Annotated in this window: 25 protein-coding genes; 20 read left to right on the forward strand and 5 right to left on the reverse strand. The window is 52.7% G+C overall.

Annotated elements, in window-relative coordinates; translation table 11 throughout:
• Positions 1 to 43: 43 nt before the first annotated feature.
• The 3 genes from flgN to flgA all read right to left on the reverse strand — a co-directional run bounded on the left by flgN (position 44) and on the right by flgA (position 1,507).
• Positions 44 to 469, reverse strand: coding sequence for a flagellar export chaperone FlgN (flgN, locus tag JK198_RS12815; protein ID WP_212708711.1), 426 nt, complete (start codon positions 467 to 469; stop codon positions 44 to 46).
• Positions 453 to 749, reverse strand: a complete 297-nt coding sequence (locus JK198_RS12820; RefSeq protein ID WP_212708712.1) for a flagellar biosynthesis anti-sigma factor FlgM — start codon at positions 747 to 749, stop codon at positions 453 to 455. Before JK198_RS12820 ends, flgN begins: the two co-directional genes overlap by 17 nt.
• Before the next feature lie 101 nt (positions 750 to 850).
• Positions 851 to 1,507, reverse strand: coding sequence for a flagellar basal body P-ring formation chaperone FlgA (flgA, locus tag JK198_RS12825; protein ID WP_212710715.1), 657 nt, complete (start codon positions 1,505 to 1,507; stop codon positions 851 to 853).
• Between the two features lie 154 nt (positions 1,508 to 1,661).
• On the opposite strand from flgA, the gene flgB reads away from it, so the two are divergent.
• The 11 genes from flgB (at position 1,662) to flgL (ending at position 11,536) form a co-directional block, all read left to right on the forward strand.
• Positions 1,662 to 2,072: a flagellar basal body rod protein FlgB gene (flgB, locus tag JK198_RS12830; RefSeq protein ID WP_212710716.1), complete on the forward strand. Its 411-nt coding sequence runs from the start codon at positions 1,662 to 1,664 to the stop codon at positions 2,070 to 2,072.
• A gap of 9 nt (positions 2,073 to 2,081) precedes the next feature.
• The gene (flgC, locus tag JK198_RS12835) at positions 2,082 to 2,486 is read left to right on the forward strand and encodes a flagellar basal body rod protein FlgC (protein ID WP_212710717.1); all 405 of its coding nucleotides are present in this window, start codon (positions 2,082 to 2,084) and stop codon (positions 2,484 to 2,486) included.
• Between the two features lie 14 nt (positions 2,487 to 2,500).
• Positions 2,501 to 3,211, forward strand: a complete 711-nt coding sequence (locus tag JK198_RS12840; protein ID WP_212708716.1) for a flagellar hook assembly protein FlgD — start codon at positions 2,501 to 2,503, stop codon at positions 3,209 to 3,211.
• Between the two features lie 17 nt (positions 3,212 to 3,228).
• Positions 3,229 to 4,431, forward strand: a complete 1,203-nt coding sequence (gene flgE / locus JK198_RS12845; protein ID WP_212710718.1) for a flagellar hook protein FlgE — start codon at positions 3,229 to 3,231, stop codon at positions 4,429 to 4,431.
• 15 nt (positions 4,432 to 4,446) lie between these two features.
• Positions 4,447 to 5,205: a flagellar basal body rod protein FlgF gene (locus tag JK198_RS12850; RefSeq protein WP_212710719.1), complete on the forward strand. Its 759-nt coding sequence runs from the start codon at positions 4,447 to 4,449 to the stop codon at positions 5,203 to 5,205.
• 13 nt (positions 5,206 to 5,218) lie between these two features.
• The gene (gene flgG / locus JK198_RS12855) at positions 5,219 to 6,001 is read left to right on the forward strand and encodes a flagellar basal-body rod protein FlgG (RefSeq protein ID WP_212708719.1); all 783 of its coding nucleotides are present in this window, start codon (positions 5,219 to 5,221) and stop codon (positions 5,999 to 6,001) included.
• Positions 6,002 to 6,060: 59 nt separating this feature from the next.
• Entirely contained in the window at positions 6,061 to 6,759 is a 699-nt protein-coding gene (locus JK198_RS12860) for a flagellar basal body L-ring protein FlgH (protein WP_212708720.1), read from the forward strand.
• A gap of 12 nt (positions 6,760 to 6,771) precedes the next feature.
• Positions 6,772 to 7,881, forward strand: coding sequence for a flagellar basal body P-ring protein FlgI (locus JK198_RS12865; RefSeq protein WP_249213324.1), 1,110 nt, complete (start codon positions 6,772 to 6,774; stop codon positions 7,879 to 7,881).
• On the forward strand, positions 7,881 to 8,801 hold the full coding sequence (gene flgJ, locus JK198_RS12870; RefSeq protein ID WP_212708721.1) for a flagellar assembly peptidoglycan hydrolase FlgJ: 921 nt from the start codon (positions 7,881 to 7,883) through the stop codon (positions 8,799 to 8,801). The genes JK198_RS12865 and flgJ overlap by 1 nt, the downstream gene beginning before the upstream one ends.
• 101 nt (positions 8,802 to 8,902) lie before the next feature.
• A complete protein-coding gene (flgK, locus tag JK198_RS12875) occupies positions 8,903 to 10,543 on the forward strand; it encodes a flagellar hook-associated protein FlgK (RefSeq protein WP_212710720.1) in 1,641 nt (546 codons plus the stop codon).
• A gap of 30 nt (positions 10,544 to 10,573) precedes the next feature.
• The gene (gene flgL / locus JK198_RS12880; RefSeq protein ID WP_212708723.1) at positions 10,574 to 11,536 is read left to right on the forward strand and encodes a flagellar hook-associated protein FlgL; all 963 of its coding nucleotides are present in this window, start codon (positions 10,574 to 10,576) and stop codon (positions 11,534 to 11,536) included.
• A gap of 114 nt (positions 11,537 to 11,650) precedes the next feature.
• Here flgL and rne read toward each other — a convergent pair whose 3' ends face one another.
• The gene (gene rne / locus JK198_RS12885; RefSeq protein WP_212715364.1) at positions 11,651 to 15,025 is read right to left on the reverse strand and encodes a ribonuclease E; all 3,375 of its coding nucleotides are present in this window, start codon (positions 15,023 to 15,025) and stop codon (positions 11,651 to 11,653) included.
• 562 nt (positions 15,026 to 15,587) lie between these two features.
• On the opposite strand from rne, the gene rluC reads away from it, so the two are divergent.
• Positions 15,588 to 16,544, forward strand: coding sequence for a 23S rRNA pseudouridine(955/2504/2580) synthase RluC (gene rluC, locus JK198_RS12890; RefSeq protein ID WP_212710722.1), 957 nt, complete (start codon positions 15,588 to 15,590; stop codon positions 16,542 to 16,544).
• Positions 16,545 to 16,621: 77 nt separating this feature from the next.
• Here rluC and JK198_RS12895 read toward each other — a convergent pair whose 3' ends face one another.
• Positions 16,622 to 17,212: a nucleoside triphosphate pyrophosphatase gene (locus JK198_RS12895; protein ID WP_212710723.1), complete on the reverse strand. Its 591-nt coding sequence runs from the start codon at positions 17,210 to 17,212 to the stop codon at positions 16,622 to 16,624.
• A 141-nt stretch (positions 17,213 to 17,353) separates the two neighbouring features.
• On the opposite strand from JK198_RS12895, the gene yceD reads away from it, so the two are divergent.
• From yceD to fabF, 8 genes are all read left to right on the forward strand, one after another.
• Positions 17,354 to 17,875 (forward strand): 23S rRNA accumulation protein YceD, encoded by a 522-nt coding sequence (yceD, locus tag JK198_RS12900; RefSeq protein ID WP_212708727.1) that lies wholly within the window; start codon positions 17,354 to 17,356, stop codon positions 17,873 to 17,875.
• 14 nt (positions 17,876 to 17,889) lie between these two features.
• The gene (gene rpmF / locus JK198_RS12905) at positions 17,890 to 18,060 is read left to right on the forward strand and encodes a 50S ribosomal protein L32 (protein WP_025901766.1); all 171 of its coding nucleotides are present in this window, start codon (positions 17,890 to 17,892) and stop codon (positions 18,058 to 18,060) included.
• A gap of 27 nt (positions 18,061 to 18,087) precedes the next feature.
• Positions 18,088 to 19,128, forward strand: coding sequence for a phosphate acyltransferase PlsX (gene plsX, locus JK198_RS12910; RefSeq protein WP_212708728.1), 1,041 nt, complete (start codon positions 18,088 to 18,090; stop codon positions 19,126 to 19,128).
• Entirely contained in the window at positions 19,129 to 20,082 is a 954-nt protein-coding gene (locus JK198_RS12915; protein WP_212708729.1) for a beta-ketoacyl-ACP synthase III, read from the forward strand.
• Between the two features lie 16 nt (positions 20,083 to 20,098).
• Positions 20,099 to 21,031 (forward strand): ACP S-malonyltransferase, encoded by a 933-nt coding sequence (gene fabD, locus JK198_RS12920; protein WP_212708730.1) that lies wholly within the window; start codon positions 20,099 to 20,101, stop codon positions 21,029 to 21,031.
• Positions 21,032 to 21,041: 10 nt separating this feature from the next.
• Positions 21,042 to 21,776, forward strand: coding sequence for a 3-oxoacyl-ACP reductase FabG (gene fabG, locus JK198_RS12925; protein ID WP_212708731.1), 735 nt, complete (start codon positions 21,042 to 21,044; stop codon positions 21,774 to 21,776).
• 153 nt (positions 21,777 to 21,929) lie between these two features.
• Entirely contained in the window at positions 21,930 to 22,166 is a 237-nt protein-coding gene (acpP, locus tag JK198_RS12930) for an acyl carrier protein (RefSeq protein ID WP_028685983.1), read from the forward strand.
• An 88-nt stretch (positions 22,167 to 22,254) separates the two neighbouring features.
• Entirely contained in the window at positions 22,255 to 23,496 is a 1,242-nt protein-coding gene (gene fabF / locus JK198_RS12935) for a beta-ketoacyl-ACP synthase II (protein ID WP_212708732.1), read from the forward strand.
• The last annotated feature ends 113 nt before the right edge of the window (positions 23,497 to 23,609 follow it).

Below are 23,609 nucleotides of genomic sequence, written 5' to 3' on the forward strand. Positions count from 1 at the left end.
AAGTTACCCTGTCTCCGGCAGAGCCGGCATCTGCGTTTATATATCACTCAGCATAGCCATCCGGTCCGTAAAAGGGCCGCTGACTCAGGGGAGACAAGACGGATAAAGCCTGTTGTGTCCAGCGAAGTTGTTGTTGCAGCAGCAAGCCCGTATGCTGGTTGGCCTGCTGTAGCACACAAAGTTGCCGGCAAACCGCCTGCCACAAGTCGGCTAACGGTCCGCAGTCCGTATAGGGGGCCTGTAAACTGTGCTGCTGACCGGCCTCCGCCAGCCGTAAATCGAGATAACTTAAAGTATTCAGGGCTGCCTGCTTATCTTCTGTCAGGCTCTGCAGCCGGTAACTGTCAGGATGTGCTGCCATCAGTTCCTGTTGCTCTGTTTCCATCATCAGTTGCAGTGACGATAAAACCTGCTGCATGTTCTGCACGATTATCAATAACGCTTGCTGCGGATTAGTCTGCGTCATCATGCTCCACCCTCAGGCTGTCAGCGATCCCGTTAGCAATTATCCGGCTATCAGTGTGGTAATGTCCGTCGGCAATTGCCTGCCGGAGGTCATTAACCTTTGACTGACGGATATCCCCCTGACTGGTGTTATGCAGTAATTGTGGTACCCGGCTCAGGTTTACCCTGGCAGCGGGGGCCGCAGTACCGGACAGTGACAGTTTGTCCTGAAGACGTATGCCGGCTGATGGCTGTTGTTCTGCCTGAGGGATAAGCCCGCTGACCCGTGTTTTGTCGATGCTCATAAACGTGACTCCGCTGCTGGATTATTCTGTTCGCCTGACAACTCAGGCAGGATATCCGGATTATCGGCATTTGCCCCTGAAACCTTATGGCCTGCTTTGTGTTAGTTGATTTTTACGGATAACAGCCCGTGACTATCAACAGTTGCGATAATGATCTGACCATTCAGCGTTCTGACTCTGACTTCATTGCCTGCGGTTGCGTTGTTCAGTGCTGTACCGGCAGTGCCGACACTGAATCCGTTGCCATACAGGCTCACCTGTACCTGATCACCGCTTGTTACCTGCCAGGGCTGACGTAACTGTGTCCGGATAATCACTTTCCCGGGTTGCAGAGTTTGTAAGGCAATGGCAGGTAATGTCTGCGACGGTACCAGCAGCGACCGTGCTGGCAGGGTATCCAGCCTTCCGTAGCAGCGGGATAACAGTTGTTGCGTGACCAGACCCCCACGGGGAATTTGTTGTGCTGCAACATAATAATTGCCGGTAACCTGTAATTCAGTTTGCAGAAAATTCTTTCGCGGGCCACAGCGGGCTGCCACGGTCATTTTCCCCCAGCGGCGGCTGTTACCGGGTAAACTGAATACCGGCCGGGAACAGACCGGCCAGCCCTGGCGGGGGGTAATAATGACCGCCTGCATCTGCCCGGCATATTGCGGTTCCCGTTGCCGGAAAAACTGCGTCAGCTGCTGTTGCAGGGGACTTGCCAGGCTGAACAGTGGGGTAATAAGCAGTAATAAAAACAGCATTTTTTTAGACATATTATTTCTAATTGTTTGTAATTTCAGTTAATTTTACATCTCCCCGGTGATTCTCAAACGCTAAACTGGTGACATTTTTTTCGGCTATTCTGTCGATTTCCCGCCACTGCATTCCCGTATTCTGCATGTCATACCTTCCTGACCGGAGACACTTATGTCCGACAGACTGGATACGGAACTTGGTTTTGCCCGCCAGGTGCTCAGCCTGCGTCAGCAGCGACAAACAATACTGGCCGCAAACATTGCTAATGCAGATACCCCGGGTTATCAGGCACGGGATATCGATTTTTCTGCACAGCTGAAAAAAGCAGTTTCCCGCGGGCAGCAAGGCGACCAGCCACTGGCCCTCACCCTGACCTCCGGGCGGCACATGGCTGCACAGGGCCATCCGCCCGCCGACTCCCGGCTGTTGTATCGGGTGCCCGATCAGCCAGCGGCTGACGGCAACACGGTAGATATGGATCGGGAACGGGTTCAGTTTGCGGATAACAGTGTCAAATATCAGACCGATCTGACGATGCTGTCAGGCCGGATTAAACAAATGATCAGCGTATTACAGGGATAAGCGGATTGTATGAGCCTGTTCAGTATTTTTGATATTTCCGGGTCGGCACTGAGTGCCCAGTCCCAGCGGCTGAATGTCAGTGCCAGTAACCTGGCCAATGCGGATAGCCGCACAGGGCCTGACGGACAGCCATACCGTGCCAAACAGGTGATCTTCCGCACCGATGGCGGCTACCCGTCCGGTATCGGCGGGGTACATGTGGCCGGGGTGATGAATGATCCTTCACCATTCAAGCTGGTGTATGCGCCGGGTGATCCGCTGGCCGATCAGCAAGGCTATATCCGTATGCCGAACGTCGATGTGGTGGCAGAAACGGTGAACACTATTTCTGCATCGCGCAGCTATCAGGCCAATATCGAAGTGATGAATACGGTCAAAAGCCTGATGATGAAAACACTGACCCTCGGTCAGTAACCGGAGAGAGTGTTATGAGCATAACTGCAACAGTCGGAGATATGCGCAGCAGACCCCCTTTACTGCGTGACAGTAACAGCAGCACAGATAACGGTAACAGCGCGGCTGATCTGCAAAATCAGTTTATGACGTTACTGATTGCCCAGCTGAAAAATCAGGATCCGACCAACCCGATGGATAACAGTCAGCTGACCTCCCAGCTGGCACAAATCAATACCCTCAGTGGTATAGAGCAACTTAACAGCACTCTGGGGGCGATTTCAGGACAGATCAACACCAGCCAGTCGATGGAAAATACGTTACTGATCGGTCATGGCGTGATGCTGCCAGGCAGTGCGGTACTGGCAGGTAAAGATACCTCTTCCGGAGACGGCAGTATCACAACCACACCGTTTGGCGTCGATGCGCCAGCCAGTGTCAGCGATGCAGTCGCCACCATTACTGACAGCAGTGGTAATGCTATCGCCACTCTGGACCTTGGCAGTATGGATCCCGGAGTACATACCTTCCAGTGGGATGGTAATCGTGACGATGGCAGTCCGGCAGAAGAAGGGAAGTATCAGGTCACCATCAGTGCCAGTAACGATAATGCGCCGGTGGATGTGACCAGCCTTAATTATGCCCGTGTTTACGGGGTTACCCCGGCAGGAAACGGTAATGCAGCGGTATTGAATCTGGGGGCCTATGGCACCGCGACCCTCGATCAGATACGGCAGATCCTTTAACTCAGTCAGGAGTCATTATGTCATTTTCACAGGCTGTCAGCGGTCTCAATGCCGCGTCGGCAAATCTGGATGTTATTGGTAATAATATTGCTAATTCTGCGACATCCGGTTTTAAATCGTCTGCCACGGCATTTGCCGATATGTTCGCAGCGTCACAGGTCGGGCTGGGGACTAAAGTGGCAAAAGTCATTCAGGACTTTGGTGACGGCGCGACGACCTCTACCGGCCGGGCCCTGGATGTCGCTCTGAGCGGTAACGGTTTTTTTCGCCTTACGGATCAGAACGGTAATGTTTATTATTCGCGTAACGGCCAGTTCGCGCTGGACGCCAATCGTAATCTGGTCAATACCGCCGGGCTGAATGTCAGCGGGTACCCGGCCAGTGGTATTCCGGCGGTGATCCAGACCGGTGCGAATCCTGGTCCGCTGTCGATCCCTGATACCCAGATGCAGGCCAATGCCACCAGTAAAGCAGCACTGGTGGCTAATCTTAACTCGACGGATGCTGTACCGACTGTAACGCCGTTCGATCCGACCAACGTCGACAGTTTTAATGCCAAAAGTACCGTCACAGTTTTTGACTCGCAGGGGAATCAGCATCAGCTGGATCTTTATTTTGTTAAAGACGCGGATAACCAGTGGACAGTGAATCCTCTCGATTCCTCGACCGGTCAGGCATCGGCATCTTTCGCTATGTCATTCGATGAAAATGGTATGCTGACCAGCAACCCTCAGCAAACCCTGGTGATCCAGGGCAGTAACGGGGCGGCGGCTAACCAGTCGATCACCCTGAATATGCAGAACAGTATGCAACAGAATACGGGGGCCAGTACGTTCGGCAGTCCGGTACAGGACGGGTTCGCCCCCGGTGATCTGACCGGCTATAAGGTGAATGATGATGGCACCATTACCGGGACCTATTCTAACCAGAAAACACAGTTACTCGGGCAAATTGTCTTGTCCGGATTTGCTAATCCGGAAGGCTTGCAGCCGGACGGTGATAATGTCTGGTCAGAGACCAGTGCTTCCGGTCAGCCGATGATTGGTGTGCCGGGGACCGGTAACCTCGGGTCAATGACCGCCGGAGCCCTTGAAGCCTCAAACGTCGATATGAGTAAAGAACTGGTAAATATGATTGTTGCGCAACGTAACTATCAGTCTAACGCTCAGACGATCAAAACCCAGGATCAGATCCTGAACACCCTGGTGAACCTGCGATAGCCGGAGGACTGCATTATGGATCATGCCATTTATACGGCGATGGGCGGGGCCAGCCAGACACTGGCCATGCAGGCGGTCACCACGGCGAACCTGGCCAATGTTTCCACCCCCGGTTTCAGGGCCCAGCTCAGTGCTTTTCGTGCCGTTCCGGTGAACGGGCCGTCATTGCCGACCCGCATCCTGGTGACCGCGTCTACCCCGGGGGCAGATATGTCTGCCGGGAAGCTGGATTATACGGAACGTCCGCTGGATGTCGCCACAGAGCCGGATGCCTGGCTGGCCATCCGTATGGCCGATGGCAGTGAGGCCTATACCCGCAACGGCAATATGCAACTGGATCCTCAGGGAATGCTCACTATCGCCGGGCATCCGGTGATGGGGGAGGACGGACCGATCGCCCTGCCGCAAAATGCAAAACTGACGATTGCCGCCGATGGATCTATTACCGCCTTAAATCCCGGTGATCAACCCAATGCGACGGTTCAGGTTGCCAGACTGAAGCTGGTTTCCGGCGGGCCGGCCACCCTGGTACGTTCTGATGACGGTTTTTTCCGGCCTTCGCGACAGGTGCAGCAGCAGTCAGGGCCGGTATTAGCGGAGGATCCGAATCTGCGGGTCATGCCCGGGGTACTGGAAGGCAGTAATGTGAATCCGGCAGAAGCGATGGTGTCGCTGATCAGTCAGGCAAGGCAGTTCGAAATGCAGATGAAAGAGATTAGCAGCGTTGATCAGAATGAACAGAAAGCGAATCAGCTACTGTCATTAAACAGTTAAGGGAAACGACAGCATGATACGTTCTTTATGGATTGCAAAAACCGGGCTGGATGCACAGCAGACCAATATGGATGTTATTTCCAATAACCTGGCCAATGTCAGTACTAACGGCTTCAAACGCTCCCGTGCTGTTTTTGAGGATCTTCTCTATCAAACGTTACGTCAGCCGGGAACCCAGTCTTCTGAACAGGATACTTTACCCTCAGGCCTGCAAATCGGTACCGGGGTCCGGCCGGTAACCACCGAGCGTCTGCATTCACAGGGAAACTTGTCCAAAACGGATAATGCCAAGGATATTGCGATCAACGGGCAAGGCTATTTTCAGGTACTGCTGCCCGACGGGAGTTCGGCTTATACCCGTGATGGTTCCTTTCAGGTCGATCAGAACGGACAACTGGTCAACAATGCCGGTTTCCAGGTGCAGCCGGGGATTACGATCCCGGCCAATGCCCTGAGTATTACTATCTCCCGTGACGGAGTGGTGAGTGTTACCCAGCCGGGCCAGACGCAGGCGACACAGGTGGGGCAGCTGACGCTGAATACCTTTGTAAATGATGCCGGTCTGGAGAGTAAAGGCGAAAACCTGTATCAGGAAACCCAGGCATCAGGCGCTCCCACAGAAAGTACCCCCGGGCAGAACGGGGCGGGGTTGTTGTATCAGGGCTATGTGGAAACCTCAAACGTCAATGTCGCTGAAGAACTGGTATCGATGATCCAGACACAGCGAGCCTACGAAATTAACAGTAAAGCTATCAGTACTTCTGACCAGATGTTACAGCGTCTGACTCAGCTGTAAATGTATCCGGCAGACCGGCGGATCGTTCCGGTCAGAATTGCGTCTGAAAAGGTAGTGACATGGTAGTGAAGTCTGTTCTGTACCCCGCGGGGCTGGCCGCGCTGTTGCTGCTAATGGCTGGCTGTGCGCTGATCCCTCAGACCCCGCTGGTGAAAGGGAGTACCAGTGCTGAACCACCGGATACGGGGAGTCCGCTGGCCGATGGTTCAATTTTTCAGGGGGTTGCTCCCCTCAGCTACGGCTACCAGCCATTATTTGAAGACCGGCGGCCACGCAATATTGGCGATACCCTGACCATTGTGTTGCAGGAAAACGTCAGTGCCAGCAAAAGTTCGTCCAGCAATGCCAGCCGTAAAGCGAGCAGTAACTTTGGTCTGGCGACCACTCCGCGTTTTCTTAACGGATTACTGGGCGGCGATAAAACCAGCTTTGATGGCAGCGGTGGCAATGATTTTAACGGTAAAGGCGGAGCCAGCGCGAATAACACCTTTACGGGCACCATCACTGTGACGGTGGATAAGGTGCTGACCAATGGCAACCTTAAAGTGGTGGGTGAAAAACAAATTGCGATTAATCAGGGGACCGAATTTATCCGTTTCTCCGGAGTGGTTAATCCCCGCACAATCAATGCCAGTAACTCCGTTATCTCCACCTCGGTGGCTGATGCCCGTATTGAGTATGTCGGAAACGGTTATATCAACGAAACACAGCAAATGGGCTGGTTACAACGGTTCTTTCTGAATATTTCCCCTATGTAAGAGGCAAGACAAATGTCAGTCATATTTCGCTGGATCAGCGGCGGGTTAATTCTGGTCGCGCTTTGCCTGCCCGCCAGTGCGGAAAGGATACGTGACCTGACCTCAGTGCAGGGTGTGCGGGCGAACCAGCTGATTGGTTACGGGCTGGCCGTCGGACTGGATGGCACAGGGGACCAGACCACGCAGACGCCGTTTACCACCCAGAGCATGAGCAATATGTTGTCACAGCTGGGGATCACTGTGCCCGGCGGAACCAATATTCAGCTAAAAAATGTCGCGGCGGTAATGGTGACCGCGACCCTGCCGCCTTTTGCCCGCCAGGGGAAAACCATTGATGTGGTGGTTTCGTCAATGGGGAATGCCAAAAGCCTGCGGGGCGGGACCTTATTACTGACCCCGCTGAAAGGCGCTGACAATCAGGTGTATGCCCTGGCCCAGGGGAATATTCTGGTCGGCGGCGCGGGGGCCCAGGCCGGGGGCAGCAGTGTACAGGTCAATCAGCTGAACGGCGGGCGCATCAGTGGCGGGGGGATTGTCGAACGTGAGTTACCGGATGATTTTGGTACCCGCAATCAGCTGGTATTGCAGCTTAATCAGCAGGACTTTACCACCGCTCAGCGTATTGCCGATGCGATTAACCGCTTTACGGGTTACCCGGCCGCCGCACCTCAGGACAGCAGCTCGGTCCGGATAAAAGTTTCCCCGTCCCAGACATCACAGGTACAGCTGCTGGCGGCGATCCAGAATCTGGATGTGACCGTGCCTGTCGAAGATGCGCGGGTAATTATTAATTCGCGTACCGGTTCGGTAGTGATGAACCGTGAAGTTGAACTGAGTACCTGTGCAGTGGCTCAGGGGAGTTTGTCGGTCACTATTAATCAACAGCAACAGGTCAGTCAGCCAAATACGCCACTGACTGGCGGACAAACGGTGGTTACTAACCAGACACAGATTGATATGCGGCAACAGGGGGGGGCACTACAGCATGTACAGGCCAGTGCCAGCCTGAACAGTGTGATCCACGCACTGAACACCCTCGGGGCGAGGCCCACCGAACTGATGTCGATACTGCAGGCGATGCAGTCTGCCGGTTGTTTACGGGCACGGCTGGAGATTATCTGATGCGGGTCAGGGATCCTCTGAACGAACTGGCCTATGACAGCAATGCGCTGGATAAGCTAAAACGTGCCGCCGCCGCCCACCCCCGCCAGCAGGCGATGGCGGTTGCCCGCCAGGTGGAAAGTCTGTTTATGCAACTGATGCTGAAAAGCATGCGTGAGGCTTTACCAAAAGATCCGTTATTTGGCAGTGAACAGAGCCGGTTATTTACGTCTTTATACGATCAGCAAATCGCCCAAATGGCGGGAAACCGTGGTCTGGGCATGGCTGAACTTATCGCACAACAAATACAGCCAGCACCTGCGGTGGATCAGCGGGCGGGAACAGTCCCTATGCCTCTGGGGAGCGAACGGGTGGCTGCGCTGCTCCGGGGGACGGCACTCCGGCAGCAGGCAGGTCAGGCACTTGCCGTATTGCCTGCACCTTCGGCATCGATGGGGGCGTTTTTACAACGCTTATCACAGCCTGCCAGTCAGGTGAGCCTGCGCAGCGGTATACCACATCATCTGATTCTTGCCCAGGCGGCTCTGGAAACCGGCTGGGGACGGCGAGAGATACTGCGCAGTAACGGGCTGCCGAGTTTTAATCTGTTCGGTATTAAAGCGGGGGCTGACTGGGGCGGTGAAACGACGCCGGTGGTGACCACCGAATACCAGCAGGGACGTGCCGAAAGGCGCACTGATAACTTCAGGGTATATCACTCTTACCGGGAAGCCCTGGAAGACTATGCACGGTTACTGACGGAAAACCCGCGTTATCGCCAGGTCACGGCCGCGCCTTCGGCAGAATCAGGCGCACAGGCTTTACAGACAGCGGGTTATGCCACAGACCCGGCTTATGCCGCGAAACTGATTACCGTAATCCGTCAGTTGAAAGAGATTGCTGATAAAACAGCCGCTCACGATCTGAGTCATTTATTTTAAATCATCGTCAAGTTCCCCGCCGGATAACCGATAACTCAGACAGATACTCACAGATAAGGCCGGTTAACGGCCTGAGACGAAACCAGCTTGCGGAGAGAAATATGTCAGCTCTGATTAATTCAGCCATGAGCGGACTGAGTGCAGCTCAGTCTGCGCTCAATATAACCAGTGTCAATATCAGTAACTACACGGTACCCGGCTATAACCGGCAACAGGTGTTACTGGCGCAGGCAAACAGTACGCTGAGTGGTAATGGCTGGTATGGGAATGGTGTCAGGGTGGATGGTGTGCAACGACAATATGATGAGCTGGTCAGCCGGCAGTTACGTCAGGCCAGTGCGCAAAACAGTGCGGCTAACAGCCAGTTTACTCAGATCTCCGGGATCGATAATTTAATGACGATGGATGGTAACGATCTGTCTGACTCATTTCAGGCTTTTTTTAAAAACGTCCAGAATGTTATCGACAGTGCCGAAGATCCTGCGGCACGCCAGGCAATGTTCAGCGGTGCACAGTCACTGGCCGGACAACTGAGAACCCTGCAACAATATCTGGATAATCTGCAATCGGCGACCAATAACCAGATCAGTGATTCGATCAGTGCCATTAACAATGATGCCCGCCAGATTGCGGCACTGAATAAACAAATTGGCCGCCTTTCTGCCAGCGGAGAAGCACCGAATAATTTACTTGATCAGCGCGATCAACTGGTCAGTGATCTGAATAATATCACTGCGGTAAATGTATCAATCCAGGACGGCAATATGGTGGTCTCGCTGCCGAACGGACTGAGCCTGGTGAATGGTGATCAGTCCACAGAAATGAAAGCCATAGCTTCGGCCGCCGATCCTACACTGCGGGTGCCGGGATATACGGATAAAATGGCGGGAGATGTTGAACTGCCGGATAAACTTTTTACCGGCGGGTCGCTGGCCGGGCTGCTGAAATTTCGCAGTGAAGACCTGGAAACAGTTAAGAACCGGTTAGGACAGATCAGTGTCACCTTTGCCAGCCGAATGAATCAGGTACAGCATCAGGGATTCGATAGTGAAGGTAATGAAGGCGGTGACTTTTTTTCCGTCGGTTCACCGGTGGTATTCAGTAACAGTAAAAATACGTCACAGACGACACTCAGCGCCAGCTATTCGGACACTACTGCGCTGCAGGCCTCCGATTATCGTGTCGCTTATTCGCGGGGACAATGGACCGTCACCCGGTTGTCGGACAACCAGGTCATAACGCCGAAAGTCAGCACTGACAACGGGACGCAGCATCTGTCATTCGACGGGCTGGATGTTGCGGTCAGCGGCTCTCCGGCAGAAAAAGACAGTTTTTTGCTCAAACCGGTCAGTGAAGCGACCCATGACTTTGCGGTGGCTATTGATGACGGTTCGCAGATAGCGGCAGCCTCAGAGCCCGGAGGGGCCAGTGATAACCGGAATGCCAGTGCCATGCTGGCACTGCAGGATGAACAAATGGTCGGAGGCAGAGAAACGCTGACCCGGGCGTACGCATCGATGGTCAGCTATGTGGGCAATAAAACCGGCAGCCTGCAGAGCAGCTGTACAACCCGGCAGCTGGTGGTTGATCAACTGACTCAGCGACAGCAGTCGGTTTCCGGGGTCAATCTTGATGAAGAATACGCCATGCTGACCCAGTACCAGCAATACTACATTGCTAATACCAAAGTACTGCAAACGGCCGATACCTTATTTAATTCATTAATGAGTATTACTAACTGATAGCGAATTCAGCGGCGGGGGAGACAGAATATGAGGCTGAGTACCGGTTTAATTTTTTCTCAACAAATTAATGGGATCAGTAATGCTCAGAACCGCTGGCTGGCCAGCGGAATGCGGGTATCCAGCGGAAAACGGGTCACAAGACCGTCTGACGATCCGATTGCAGCAGCACAGGCTGTTAATCTGTCCCAGACACAGAATAAAGATGCCCAGTACGGTCTGGCCCAGTCATTTGCCAGCCAGTCTCTGACGTATGAAGATAATATCCTCGGCAGTGTCAGCAGCAGCATTCAGTCGGCTCTGACTCAGGTGGTGTACGGGTCAACCGGCACCCTGAATGATGATGACCGCGCATCAATTGCCACCCAGTTACAGGGGATTCGTGACCAACTGGTGAATCTGGCGAACAGCCAGGACAGTAACGGGCGTTATATTTTTGCCGGATATAAAACCGGGCAGCCTCCGTTTATCAGTGGCAGTAACGGGGTGCTGTATCAGGGGGGAGAACAGGCAATCAGCCAGCAGGTCAGTGGTCAGCGCACAATGACAATCGCCCATACGGGGGACAGTGTATTTATGTCTCTGACAGATAATGCGACACCGGAACCAGACGGTTCGGCCAGTGAAACCAGTGTGTTCGCTATGCTGGATTCAGCGATCAGTGCACTGAAAGTCCCGCAAAAAGGGGCGGATGACAGCACCATGCAGCAGTTCTCTGACAGTATGGAAAAAGCCAATCGCGGGTTAAATAATGCTCTGAATAATGTCCTGAAGGTACGTTCAGAAACCGGCACAGAACTGGCAGAACTGGATACCCTCAATAACCAGGGACAGGACCGGCAGGTAATACTGAGTGACCAGATGAGCCAGTTAACTGATGCTGATATTACCCGTTCGATTTCTGATTATGTGATGCAGGAAACGGCACTACAGGCCAGTTATAAAGTGTTCAGTGAAATGTCGCAGCTTTCTCTGTTCCGGATGAACAGTTAATCAGCGTCGTGCGGGTATAAAAAAACCTGACCAGAAACGGTCAGGTTTTTTTATGGAGTCTGGTATTGCGGACTATTTCTCCGGGCAATTTATTGCCCGGAAGCAAATGTCAGCTCACAGTTCTGAGGTTTTAGTCACCGGTGCGGTGGCCTGGTGAGTGGCTGTGTGTCCTCCGGCCGCACCTTTACCTGCAAAGACGTAAACATTACGTACCCAGTCACTGTGTCTCACAGGCTCAGAAACCCACTCCGGTGCCGGTGCCCGGGTCATGGGCGCGGTTGCATGGAAGCGCTGGTACGCGGAAGCGGTAGTCACGTTCTCTGCACTGTCTTTAGCCGGGGGTACTGATTCCGTGTCAGACAGAGTGTCTGTTGCAGCCTCAGTTTCCGCGACCGCAGCAACCGGCGCTTCGGCGATGATTTCAGCCGGTGCAACAGCTTCACTGCCCGCAGTCTCTTCTGCAGCGTTGACCGGTTCGGCTGGCTGTGCTTCTGCAACCGTGTCGGTGGTGTCAGCTACTGCTTCTGCAACCGCTTCGGTGGTGTCAGCCACGATAGTTTGTGGCTCTGCGACAACCGGGGTGTCTGTCGCTACCGGCCCGGCGATAGCCTGCTGAACAGGGGTACTCAGAGCGTTTTCGGCCAGCAGTGTATTTTCCGGCTGAGACGGGACTTCCGCAACCGGGGTAACTTCCCGGTGCTCAGCTGGTTCAGCTACAGTCTGTGGCTGCTGTTCGTGGAACTCAGGTTGCTGATATCCGTCTTCCGCACGGGTGACCGGCGCAGGGTAACGGACCCATACTTTACCGGAAGCCATCTCCGGCGAAGCAGCTGCGGTTTCCAGAGGCATCGAGGACTGCTGCGGATAACGTTCGTCACGATAACGACGACGACGCTGTCCGCTAACCCGCAGGTGGCGAGGTGAACGGCGTGAACGGCGCGGGATATTACCGTTACTGTCACGGTTATCCTGATATTCTTCACGGGTTGTTTCACTGACCACCGCTTCATCACGGGCCACCGGAGCTTCTGTAATCGCAGGTTCATCAGTGATCTGCTCAGCCACAGCCTCTTCACCATAGCGGATTTTTTGTGTCAGAGTCCGCTGTTTACGGCGCACACTGGTTCGGGTCTGTTCTTCTTCTGCTGCAACACTACTGGCTGGTGCTTCCTGTAGCGCGACAGGTTGTTCAGCAACAGTTTCTTCCTGTTGCTGACGACGCTCCTCCTGACGGCGACGCTGACGCTCAGCCCGTTGTTCGCGGCGTTGCTGTTCACGTTGCTGACGAGCTTCCTCGGTCAGAGGCGTATGCTGACGTGTTGCCCGGGTCTCTTCACGGTTTTCCGCACCGGCAGAATTACGGCGATTATTGCGACGATTTTCCTGTGCATTACCATTTTCGGTATTACGCTCGTTACGGTCATTACGCTCGTTACGGTCATTACGCTCGTTGCGGTCATTACGCTCGTTGCGGCCATTACGCTCGTTGCGGTCATTACGCTCATTGCGGTCATTACGCTCATTGCGGTCATTACGCTCATTGCGGTCATTACGCTCATTGCGGTCATTACGCTCGTTGCGGTCATTACGCTCGTTACGGTCATTACGCTCGTTGCGGTTATTACGCTCGTTACGATTATTCCGGCGGTTATTGGAACGTTCATTACGGTTACCCGCCGTCCCGTTTTCCCGTGAACGGGCTGGTGCTTCGCTCTTTTCTGCGGTCTCAGTAACAGCCTGCTGGCTGTTGCTGCCGAACAGATTCTTAATACCGCTGACTAAACGGCTAAAGAAGCAGTTGCCTTTGGCGGCCGGGGCTGTCGCGTCCGCCGGAGTGACAGAAGCTGCAGTGGCAGTGGCTTCACTGGTCGCTGGCGGTGCTTCAGCAATCGCAAATGCTGCCAGTGCCGGCTGTTCCGGACGGCGGCGTTCTGCCGGTTCTTCGTCAGAAATCGTCGCCATTTCAATCTCATGCATCTTCGGCAGATGATAGCTGAGTGTCTTGGTTTCTTCGCCTTTGCGCACACGTAATACCGAGTAGTGTGGTGTCTCCATACGATCATCAGGAACGATGATGGCACGCACGCCGCCCTGGCGTGTTTCGATGGCGTTGACGGCTTCACGTTTCTCGTTCAGAAGGTACGAGGCAATCTGCACCGGAACAATGGCATGTACTTCTTTGGTATTTTCTTTCAGCGCTTCTTCTTCAATCAGACGCAGAATCGATAGCGACAGTGATTCATTATCACGGATTGTGCCTGTGCCGCTGCAACGCGGGCAGACATGATGGCTTGACTCGCCAAGGGAAGGGCTGAGGCGCTGACGGGACATTTCCAACAGGCCAAACCGTGAAATATGGCTGATTTGTATCCGCGCACGGTCCTGACGGACGGCTTCACGCAGACGGTTTTCCACCGCACGCTGGTGACGTACCGGAGTCATATCGATAAAGTCGATAACAATCAGGCCACCGAGGTCACGCAGACGTAACTGGCGGGCTATCTCATCGGCCGCTTCCAGGTTGGTATTAAAGGCTGTTTCTTCGATATCACCGCCACGGGTGGCCCGTGCGGAGTTAATATCAATGGCTGTCAGGGCTTCGGTGCTGTCAATAACAATCGAGCCGCCGGATGGCAAACGCACTTCACGCTGGAAGGCAGACTCAATCTGTGACTCAATCTGATAATGGCTGAACAGCGGGATTTCACCGGTGTACAGTTTAATTTTACTGGTAAAGTCAGGGCGTCCCAGGGCAGCAATATGCTGGCGGGCCAGTTCCAGAACTTTCGGGTTATCAATCAGAATTTCGCCAATGTCCTGACGCAGGTAATCGCGGAAAGCGCGGACAATCACATTACTTTCCTGATGGATCAGGAAAGGGGCAGGGCGGTTTTCAGCCGCTTTGCGGATAGCTTCCCAGTGTTTCAGGCGAAAGCTAAGATCCCATTGTAAAGCTTCGGCAGATTTACCTACCCCGGCGGTACGGACAATCAGCCCCATACCTTCCGGTAACTGCAGGGAAGAGAGTGCTTCTTTCAGCTCTGTGCGGTCATCCCCTTCGATGCGGCGTGAAATACCGCCTGCCCGAGGGTTGTTTGGCATTAATACCAGATAGCTGCCGGCCAGGCTGATAAACGTGGTCAGTGCTGCACCTTTATTTCCGCGCTCTTCTTTATCTATCTGTACGATAACTTCCTGACCTTCACGTAATACCTCTTTGATATTAGGGCGGCCATGCATGGAATAATTAGCAGGGAAGTATTCGCGGGAGATTTCTTTCAGAGGGAGGAAACCGTGTCTTTCGGCACCGTAATCAACAAAAGCAGCTTCGAGGCTTGGTTCAATACGGGTGATTTTACCTTTATAAATATTTGCTTTTTTCTGTTCATGACCGGGACTTTCAATATCCAAATCATACAGACGCTGTCCATCTACAAGGGCGACGCGCAACTCTTCCTGCTGAGTTGCGTTAATTAACATTCTTTTCATTTATAGGTACTCGTCATTTTTTCATAAGTGACTCAGCTGCGGGCATCATTGCCCTGGACGACGATTAACCGATGGCTCCGTGGCTTATTGCAATCACGTCAGCCTCACGGCTGTCGATCGCTAAAGGAGCGCAAAAAATGTCGGAGGTGAGATTTCAAAACGAAACCGCGACCAGATGAGGAGAAACCCACTATAAAGGCAGTGATATGAACACCCCACTACGTCCAGGCTACAACCCGCAGCCCGCTATGTGCCTGATATAACATTACGTCTTATGCCATTGCTGCGTGTCTGTTTAATCCGGCAAAAATTCTTGTTACACGATCTTGTCCCGGGCGTTCCCGGCAAAGATACCCGAGCATTATTCCATTGCTCGCCTTAATATAGCAAGGTGACTTTCACTGCTACGATCACTTTATTTGTTATTTATTTGATCTTCCGGATGACCACCACCAGAGATTGTTTAAAAAGACTGCGCTTTGCTGGCTTCGCCACCAGTAAGAGGCAGGGGAAATGACAAATAGGTGGCACCGGGTGATAACTCTCTATTACAATCAGCGCCATGAAAAATGAGAATCCCGGCGTACAGTTTGTCGCCATCACGGCGGAAAACGCCGGACAACGTATTGATAACTTTTTGCGCACCTTCCTGAAAGGTGTGCCGAAGAGCATGATTTACCGTATTTTGCGTAAGGGCGAGGTGCGGGTAAATAAGAAACGCATTAAACCCGAATATAAACTGCTGGACGGCGATGAAATCCGTGTCCCGCCGGTGCGTGTTTCTGAACGTGAAGCGGCAGAAGTTTCACCGAAACTGGACAAAGTGGCTGAACTGGAACGGGCGGTTATCTATGAAGATGATGCCATCCTGGTGCTTAACAAGCCTTCCGGTACCGCGGTGCATGGTGGCAGCGGCCTGAGCTTTGGTGTTATTGAGGGGCTGAGAGCATTACGACCTGAAGCCCGCTTTCTCGAACTGGTACACCGTCTGGACAGGGACACTTCGGGAGTCTTGCTGGTTGCCAAAAAGCGGTCTGCTTTGCGCTCACTGCATGAACAGTTACGTGAAAAAGGGATGCAGAAAGACTATCTGGCTCTGGTCCGGGGCCAGTGGCCATCGCACGTTAAATCAGTCAAAGCACCATTACTGAAAAATATTTTACAAAGCGGTGAGCGGGTAGTGCGGGTCAGTGCCGAGGGTAAGCCATCAGAAACCCGCTTCAAAGTTGAAGAACGCTATGCCGTTGCCAGCCTGGTCAAAGCCAGTCCTGTCACGGGCCGCACCCATCAGATACGTGTGCACACCCTGCATGCCGACCATCCGATTGCTTTTGATGACCGTTATGGTGACAGGGCGTTTGATCAGCAACTGACCGGCAGCGGACTGGACCGGTTATTTCTGCATGCTGCGGCGATCACCTTTACCCATCCCGGTACCGGAGAAACGCTGCGTCTGGAGGCACCGATGGATGAGAAACTGCGTCGTTGCCTGACCCGTCTTCGTCAGCAAAAAAGCTGATCCTGGCGGCTGACAGAAACAGCGCCGGGGGGGAGTGCCGCAGTGACTCCCCCCTTTATCCGCGACTGGCCGGTGATTCAGTCGTCGATCAGCGGGTCAGCACCGGCTTCCCGCAGGAAATCACACAGAGCAATTAACGGCAGACCAACCAGTGTATTCGGGTCACGGCCCTGCAATGATTCAAACAGCGTAATGCCCAGCCCCTCAGATTTAAAACTGCCGGCGCAATTGAGAGGCTGCTCTTTTTCCAGGTATGCGTTGATTTCCTGGTCCGATAAGTGACGAAAGCTGACGTCGAACGTTTCGCAGCAGGACCAGAATTTCTGACGGCGGGCACAGTACAGCGCCAGACCGGTATAAAACACCACCCGGTTGCCACTGGCCGCACGTAACTGCTGTCGCGCGCGCGCCATCGTATGAGGCTTACCTGTTAAGCAGTTGTTCAGTACACATACCTGATCCGAACCGATAATTAAGCTGTGCGGGTACTGTCCGGCCAGTGCCAGTGCTTTCTGTTTTGCCAGTCTGACCACCAGTTGCGCCGCGGTTTCGGCGGGCAGGGCCGATTCATCAATTTCCGGGGCAACCGCATCGAAGGGCAGCTTCAGTCTGGCAAGCAGTGACTGGCGAAACGGAGAAGATGATGCAAGCAGTAAATGTTGTTTCATATTTTTTTCATAATCTATAGCGAATTGAACGCAGTCATTTTAAACTATCCTCCGCTACAGATGCGAATATTGGGTGAAAGATGCCGTAATCCGGCCTTTTTCTTTGACTCTCTGAGATTACAAAGTTAATATGCGCGCCCTATGCAAAAGGTAAAATTACCCCTGACACTGGATCTGCTTCGTTCTGCCCAGAAACGCCTTGATTATCATGGTGTGTATACTCCTGAGCTTACAGAACGGATTGCGGCCTCAGTTGTGAGTGTGGACAGTGATGTAGAATGTGAAATGTCGTTTGCAATTGACAGTCAGCGCCTTGCGGTGCTGAAGGGGACGGCCAGTGTTCAGGTCACCCTGCGCTGTCAGCGTTGCAATCAGCCTTTCCCGCATGCTGTACACGTAAGCTATATCTTCAGTCCTGTGCGTAATGACGAGCAGGCGGAGGCGCTACCGGAAGGTTACGAGCCAGTTGAAGTCGATGAGTATGGCGAAGTTGATTTGCTTGCAGTAATTGAGGATGAAATTATCCTCGCGTTACCTGTCGTTCCGGTGCATGATTCTGAACACTGTGAAGTGTCCGACGCGGATATGGTGTTTGGTGAACTGCCTGCAGAGGCCGAGAAACCAAACCCGTTTGCCGTATTAGCCAGTTTAAAGCGTAAGTAATAGGAGTAAGGTCCATGGCCGTACAACAGAATAAACCCACCCGTTCTAAGCGTGGTATGCGCCGTTCTCACGATGCGCTGACCACGACCACCCTGTCAGTAGATAAAGTTTCTGGTGAAACTCATCTGCGTCACCACATGACTGCCGACGGTTACTACCGTGGTCGTAAGGTCATTACTAAGTAATTTCTTGCTGCGACGCAAGGCGTTACTTTGACACGTTTGACCCTGGCAGTTGATGCTATGGGCGGGGATTTCGGTCCCTCCGTGACGGTGCCTGCTGCATTGCAGGCACTGGCCTCACATTCGCAACTTGAACTTCTTTTAGTCGGCTATCCCGACGAAATTCAGCCATTACTAGCCAGAGCGGACTCCTCATTATATAAGCGGGTAACCATTATTCCTGCTGAGTCAGTTATTGCCAGTGATGCAGTGCCTTCCGGGGCGATTCGTCATAGCCAGGGTTCTTCGATGCGGATTGCCCTCGAACTGTTAAAAGAAGGCCGCGCATCGGCCTGTGTGAGCGCCGGTAATACCGGTGTGCTGATGGGGCTGGCGACATTATTGTTACGACCGCTGGACGGTATTAAACGTCCGGCACTGGTTTCAGCGGTACCCCATATTCATCGCGGGCATACTTTGTTACTTGATTTAGGTGCAAATGCCAGCGCTGACACTACAATGTTAGTGCAGTTTGCGTTAATGGGTGCGGTGATGGCGGAAGAAGTGCTGGGAATATCCGCCCCCCGTGTTGCTTTACTCAACATTGGTCAGGAAGCCTGTAAAGGCCCGGAACATGTTCGTGATGCTGCAAAAATATTGCAATCCACTGAACAGATAAATTACACGGGGTTCCTTGAAGGCAGTGACTTACTGACCGGTAAGACAGATGTATTAGTCTGTGATGGCTTCGCAGGAAATGTCTCATTAAAAACCATGGAAGGCGTTATAAACACATTTCTGAACCTGATGACAGGGCCGGAAAAGACAATGAAGCGATCATGGTGGCGTCACCTGGTTGTTCGCAGTATGAAAGGACGTCTGATGAAGCGTTTTGGCGAAATCGACCCCGATCAGTATAACGGTGCATCCCTGCTGGGATTGCCGGGAATTGTCATTAAGAGTCATGGTGCCGCAAGTGAGCGAGCCTTCGCAGTTGCCATCGAACACGCGATTCAGGCGGTAGTCCGTAATATCCCTGAAAAAATTTCGGTTCGGCTTGATACAGTACTAGCCAGGAGTGACATAGCCTAGATGTTTAGCAAAATAATTGGTACCGGCAGCTATCTGCCTGAACAGATCCGCAGTAATGCCGATCTGGAAAAAATGGTAGACACCTCCGACGAGTGGATTGTCACCCGGACAGGCATTCATCAGCGTCGTATTGCGGCAGCGGATGAAACAGTTGCCACCATGGGATTCACTGCGGCGAAAAATGCACTGGAGATGGCAGGTATTGCGGCGACAGACATCGGTCTGATTATTGTCGCAACGACGTCTTCCTCACATGCGTTCCCAAGCTCAGCCTGTATGATCCAGCAACAGCTGGGTATTAAAGACTGTGCTGCATTTGATCTGGCTGCGGCTTGTGCGGGGTTTACCTACGCACTGAGCGTTGCTGATCAATATGTTAAAAGTGGAGCGGTCAGACATGCGCTGGTGATCGGGTCTGATACCCTGTCTCGCACCCTTGATCCGGAAGACCGCGGCACACTGATTTTATTCGGTGACGGCGCGGGGGCAGTGGTTATCGGACAAAGCGAGCAACCGGGGATTATTTCCACCCATCTGCATGCCGACGGAAGTTATGGACAGTTGCTGAGCCTGCCTTACCAGGATCGTGCTCATCAGGAAAGTGCAGCTTATCTCACCATGGCCGGTAACGAAGTTTTTAAAGTGGCAGTGACTGAACTGGCCCATATTGTTGATGAAACGCTGACGGCGAATAATATTGACCGTCAGGAGCTTGACTGGCTGGTGCCACATCAGGCGAATTTACGGATCATCAATGCCACCGCCAGAAAGCTGGGGATGGGTATGGATAAAGTGGTTGTTACGCTGGATCGTCACGGAAATACCTCAGCGGCATCAGTACCGACAGCCCTGGATGAAGCAGTACGTGATGGCCGTATTCAGCCAGGACACTTAGTGCTGCTGGAAGCTTTTGGTGGTGGTTTCACCTGGGGTTCGGCGTTAGTTCGTTTTTGATTGACAGGAACTGGAAATGACACAATTTGCAATTGTATTCCCTGGTCAGGGTTCACAGACCGTTGGCATGCTGGCTGACCTGGCGGAACACTTTCCGTTAGTGCAGGAGACGTTTGCTGAGGCCTCCGCTGCACTGGGTTATGACTTATGGCAATTGGTCCAGCAGGGACCTGCTGAGGAACTGAATAAAACCTGGCAGACACAGCCGGCATTGCTGGCCGCGTCAGTGGCTATTTATCGTGTCTGGATACAGCAGGGCGGTAAAACACCTGAACTGCTGGCAGGACACAGCCTGGGTGAGTATTCCGCACTGGTCTGTGCCGGCGTGCTGGATTTTGCTGACGCCGTACGTCTGGTCGAATTACGCGGTAAACTGATGCAGGAAGCCGTTCCTGAGGGAACCGGCGCCATGCAGGCGATCATTGGCCTGGATGATGATGCTATCCGTAAAGTCTGTGAAGAAAGTGCTCAGGGCCAGGTTGTTTCTCCGGTAAACTTTAATTCACCCGGCCAGGTAGTTATTGCCGGTAATAAAGAAGCGGTTGAACGTGCCGGTGTTGCCTGTAAAGCTGCCGGTGCAAAACGTGCACTGCCCCTGCCGGTCAGCGTACCGTCACACTGTGCTCTAATGAAGCCGGCCGCCGATAAACTGGCAGTTGCGCTGGAAGAACTGACATTTAATACCCCGCAACTGCCGGTAGTTAATAATGTCGATGTACAATGTGAACAACAACCAGCGGCTATCCGTGATGCGCTGGTTCGTCAGCTTTACAGCCCGGTCCGCTGGACCGAGAGCGTGCAATTTATTGCTTCCCGTGGCGTCAGCCAGTTGGTGGAAGCGGGGCCTGGTAAAGTACTGACCGGGCTGACTAAGCGCATTGCCGACTCATTGACTGCGGTAGCAGTGAATGATGCAGCGTCGTTAAATGCGGCCCTGACACAAGAATAAGAGGATAATCATGGACTTCAATGGTAAAATTGCGCTGGTCACCGGTGCGAGCCGTGGAATTGGTAAAGCAATCGCTGAGAAACTGGCTGCCCATGGTGCAACAGTTATCGGTACCGCCACCAGTGATAAAGGTGCTGCTGATATCAGTGCTTATCTCGGAACCCACGGTAAGGGTATGGCCCTGAACGTGACTGATGTCGATTCTGTCGAGTCAGTATTAAAAAACATCCGTGCAGAATTTGGCGAAATTGATATTTTGGTGAATAATGCCGGGGTTACCCGTGATAATCTGTTAATGCGTATGAAAGATGACGAATGGCAGGATATCATGGAGACTAATCTGACCTCTGTGTTCAGACTGTCTAAAGCCGTATTGCGTGCTATGATGAAAAAACGCAGCGGAAGGATCATTACCATTGGTTCAGTTGTTGGAACAATGGGTAATGCGGGCCAGGCAAACTACGCGGCAGCAAAAGCGGGTTTGATTGGTTTTAGCAAATCACTGGCGCGCGAAGTTGCGTCACGTGGTATTACGGTAAACGTTGTGGCTCCGGGCTTTATTGAGACGGACATGACGCGAGCACTAAATGAAGAGCAGCGTGCCGGTATATTAGCAGAAGTTCCTGCGGGCCGTCTGGGTGGCCCCGGGGATATTGCTAATGCGGTTGCATTTTTGTCCTCTGATGAGGCGGGTTACATCACTGGTGAAACCCTCCATGTCAATGGCGGAATGTACATGGTCTGATAACTGCGAAATTTATTTGCTTTTTTTGTGCAATAAAATGCAAAATATAGCAAATCGTGGTTAGACCAGACTGGTTTTAGTTGCATCTTTTTCAACATTTTATACACTACGAAAACCGTCGCGAAAGCGAGTTTTGATAGGAAATTAAATAGTATGAGCGATATCGAACAACGCGTTAAGAAAATCATTGCTGAGCAGCTGGGTGTTAAAGAAGATGAAGTGATCAACTCTGCTTCTTTCGTAGAAGACCTGGGTGCCGATTCTCTTGACACCGTTGAGCTGGTGATGGCTCTGGAAGAAGAGTTTGATACTGAGATTCCAGACGAAGAAGCTGAAAAAATCACTACCGTTCAGGCAGCGATCGACTACATCAATAGCCACCAGGGCTAATGAATATTATCAGGCGGTCATTCGACCGCCTGAGTTTTATGTCCGCCCCACTTAGTGTTGTTTTTATCCCCCTCCCTGGAGGAGTAACGTGTCTAAGCGTCGTGTAGTTGTGACTGGTCTTGGCATGCTGTCTCCTGTCGGCAATACCGTAGAGTCTACCTGGAGTGCTCTCCTTGCCGGTCAGAGCGGCATCAGCATGATTGACCACTTTGATGCCAGTGCCTATGCAACACAGTTTGCCGGTCTGGTCAAAGATTTTAATTGTGACGATATCATCTCGCGTAAAGAACAACGCAAAATGGATATCTTCATTCAGTATGGAATAGCGGCGGGCGCTCAGGCGATGCAGGACTCAGGTCTGGTTGTCACTGAAGAAAATGCCCCGCGTATCGGCGCAGCTATCGGTTCCGGTATTGGCGGTCTGGGCTTAATTGAAGACAACTATGCTTCGTTAGCCAAAGGCGGTCCGCGTAAAATTAGTCCTTTTTTCGTCCCGTCGACCATTGTAAATATGGTGGCCGGACATCTGACCATTATGTATGGCCTGAAAGGTCCGAGTATCAGTATTGCCACTGCCTGTACTTCAGGGGTGCACAATATTGGTCATGCGGCCCGAATGATTGCCTATGATGATGCAGATGTCATGCTGGCGGGCGGCGCAGAAAAAGCCAGTACCCCGCTGGGTGTCGGTGGCTTTGGTGCTGCCAGGGCGCTTTCGACCCGTAACGATGACCCGCAGGGTGCAAGCCGCCCGTGGGATAAAGGTCGTGACGGTTTTGTACTGGGTGATGGCGCCGGGATCGTGGTGCTTGAAGAGTACGAACATGCGAAAAAGCGTGGCGCAAAAATCTATGCTGAATTAGTTGGTTTTGGTATGAGCAGCGATGCCTACCACATGACTTCACCACCGGAAAACGGTGCCGGGGCTGCTCAGGCAATGGTTAATGCCTTGCGTGATGCCGGACTGGCAGCAGAGCAGATTAGTTATATCAATGCACACGGTACTTCTACCCCGGCAGGTGATAAAGCTGAAGCTCAGGCTGTGAAGTCAGTGTTTGGTTCCGTGGCTGACAATGTGATGGTAAGTTCCACTAAGTCGATGACTGGTCACCTGTTGGGTGCCGCCGGGGCTGTGGAATCAATTTTCTCGGTCCTTGCTTTGCGGGATCAGGCAATACCACCGACCATCAATCTGGATAATCCGGATGAAGGCTGCGATCTGGACTTCGTGCCTCATACTGCCCGCCAGGTGAAGGGAATGGAATACGTATTATGTAATTCATTCGGTTTCGGTGGCACCAACGGCTCGGTGATTTTCCGTAAAATCTGATCCGTCGGTTATTCAGTCAGGCCCGCTAAGCGGGCCTTTTTTTGGTTCATCGCGTTTTACCGGGGAACGCTGCTTTTATCTTCAGGAAGAAGTAGTCATTATCCCGGTATCCA

This window comes from Tatumella sp. JGM91, assembly GCF_018257575.1.
Lineage (GTDB): Bacteria > Pseudomonadota > Gammaproteobacteria > Enterobacterales > Enterobacteriaceae > Tatumella > Tatumella punctata.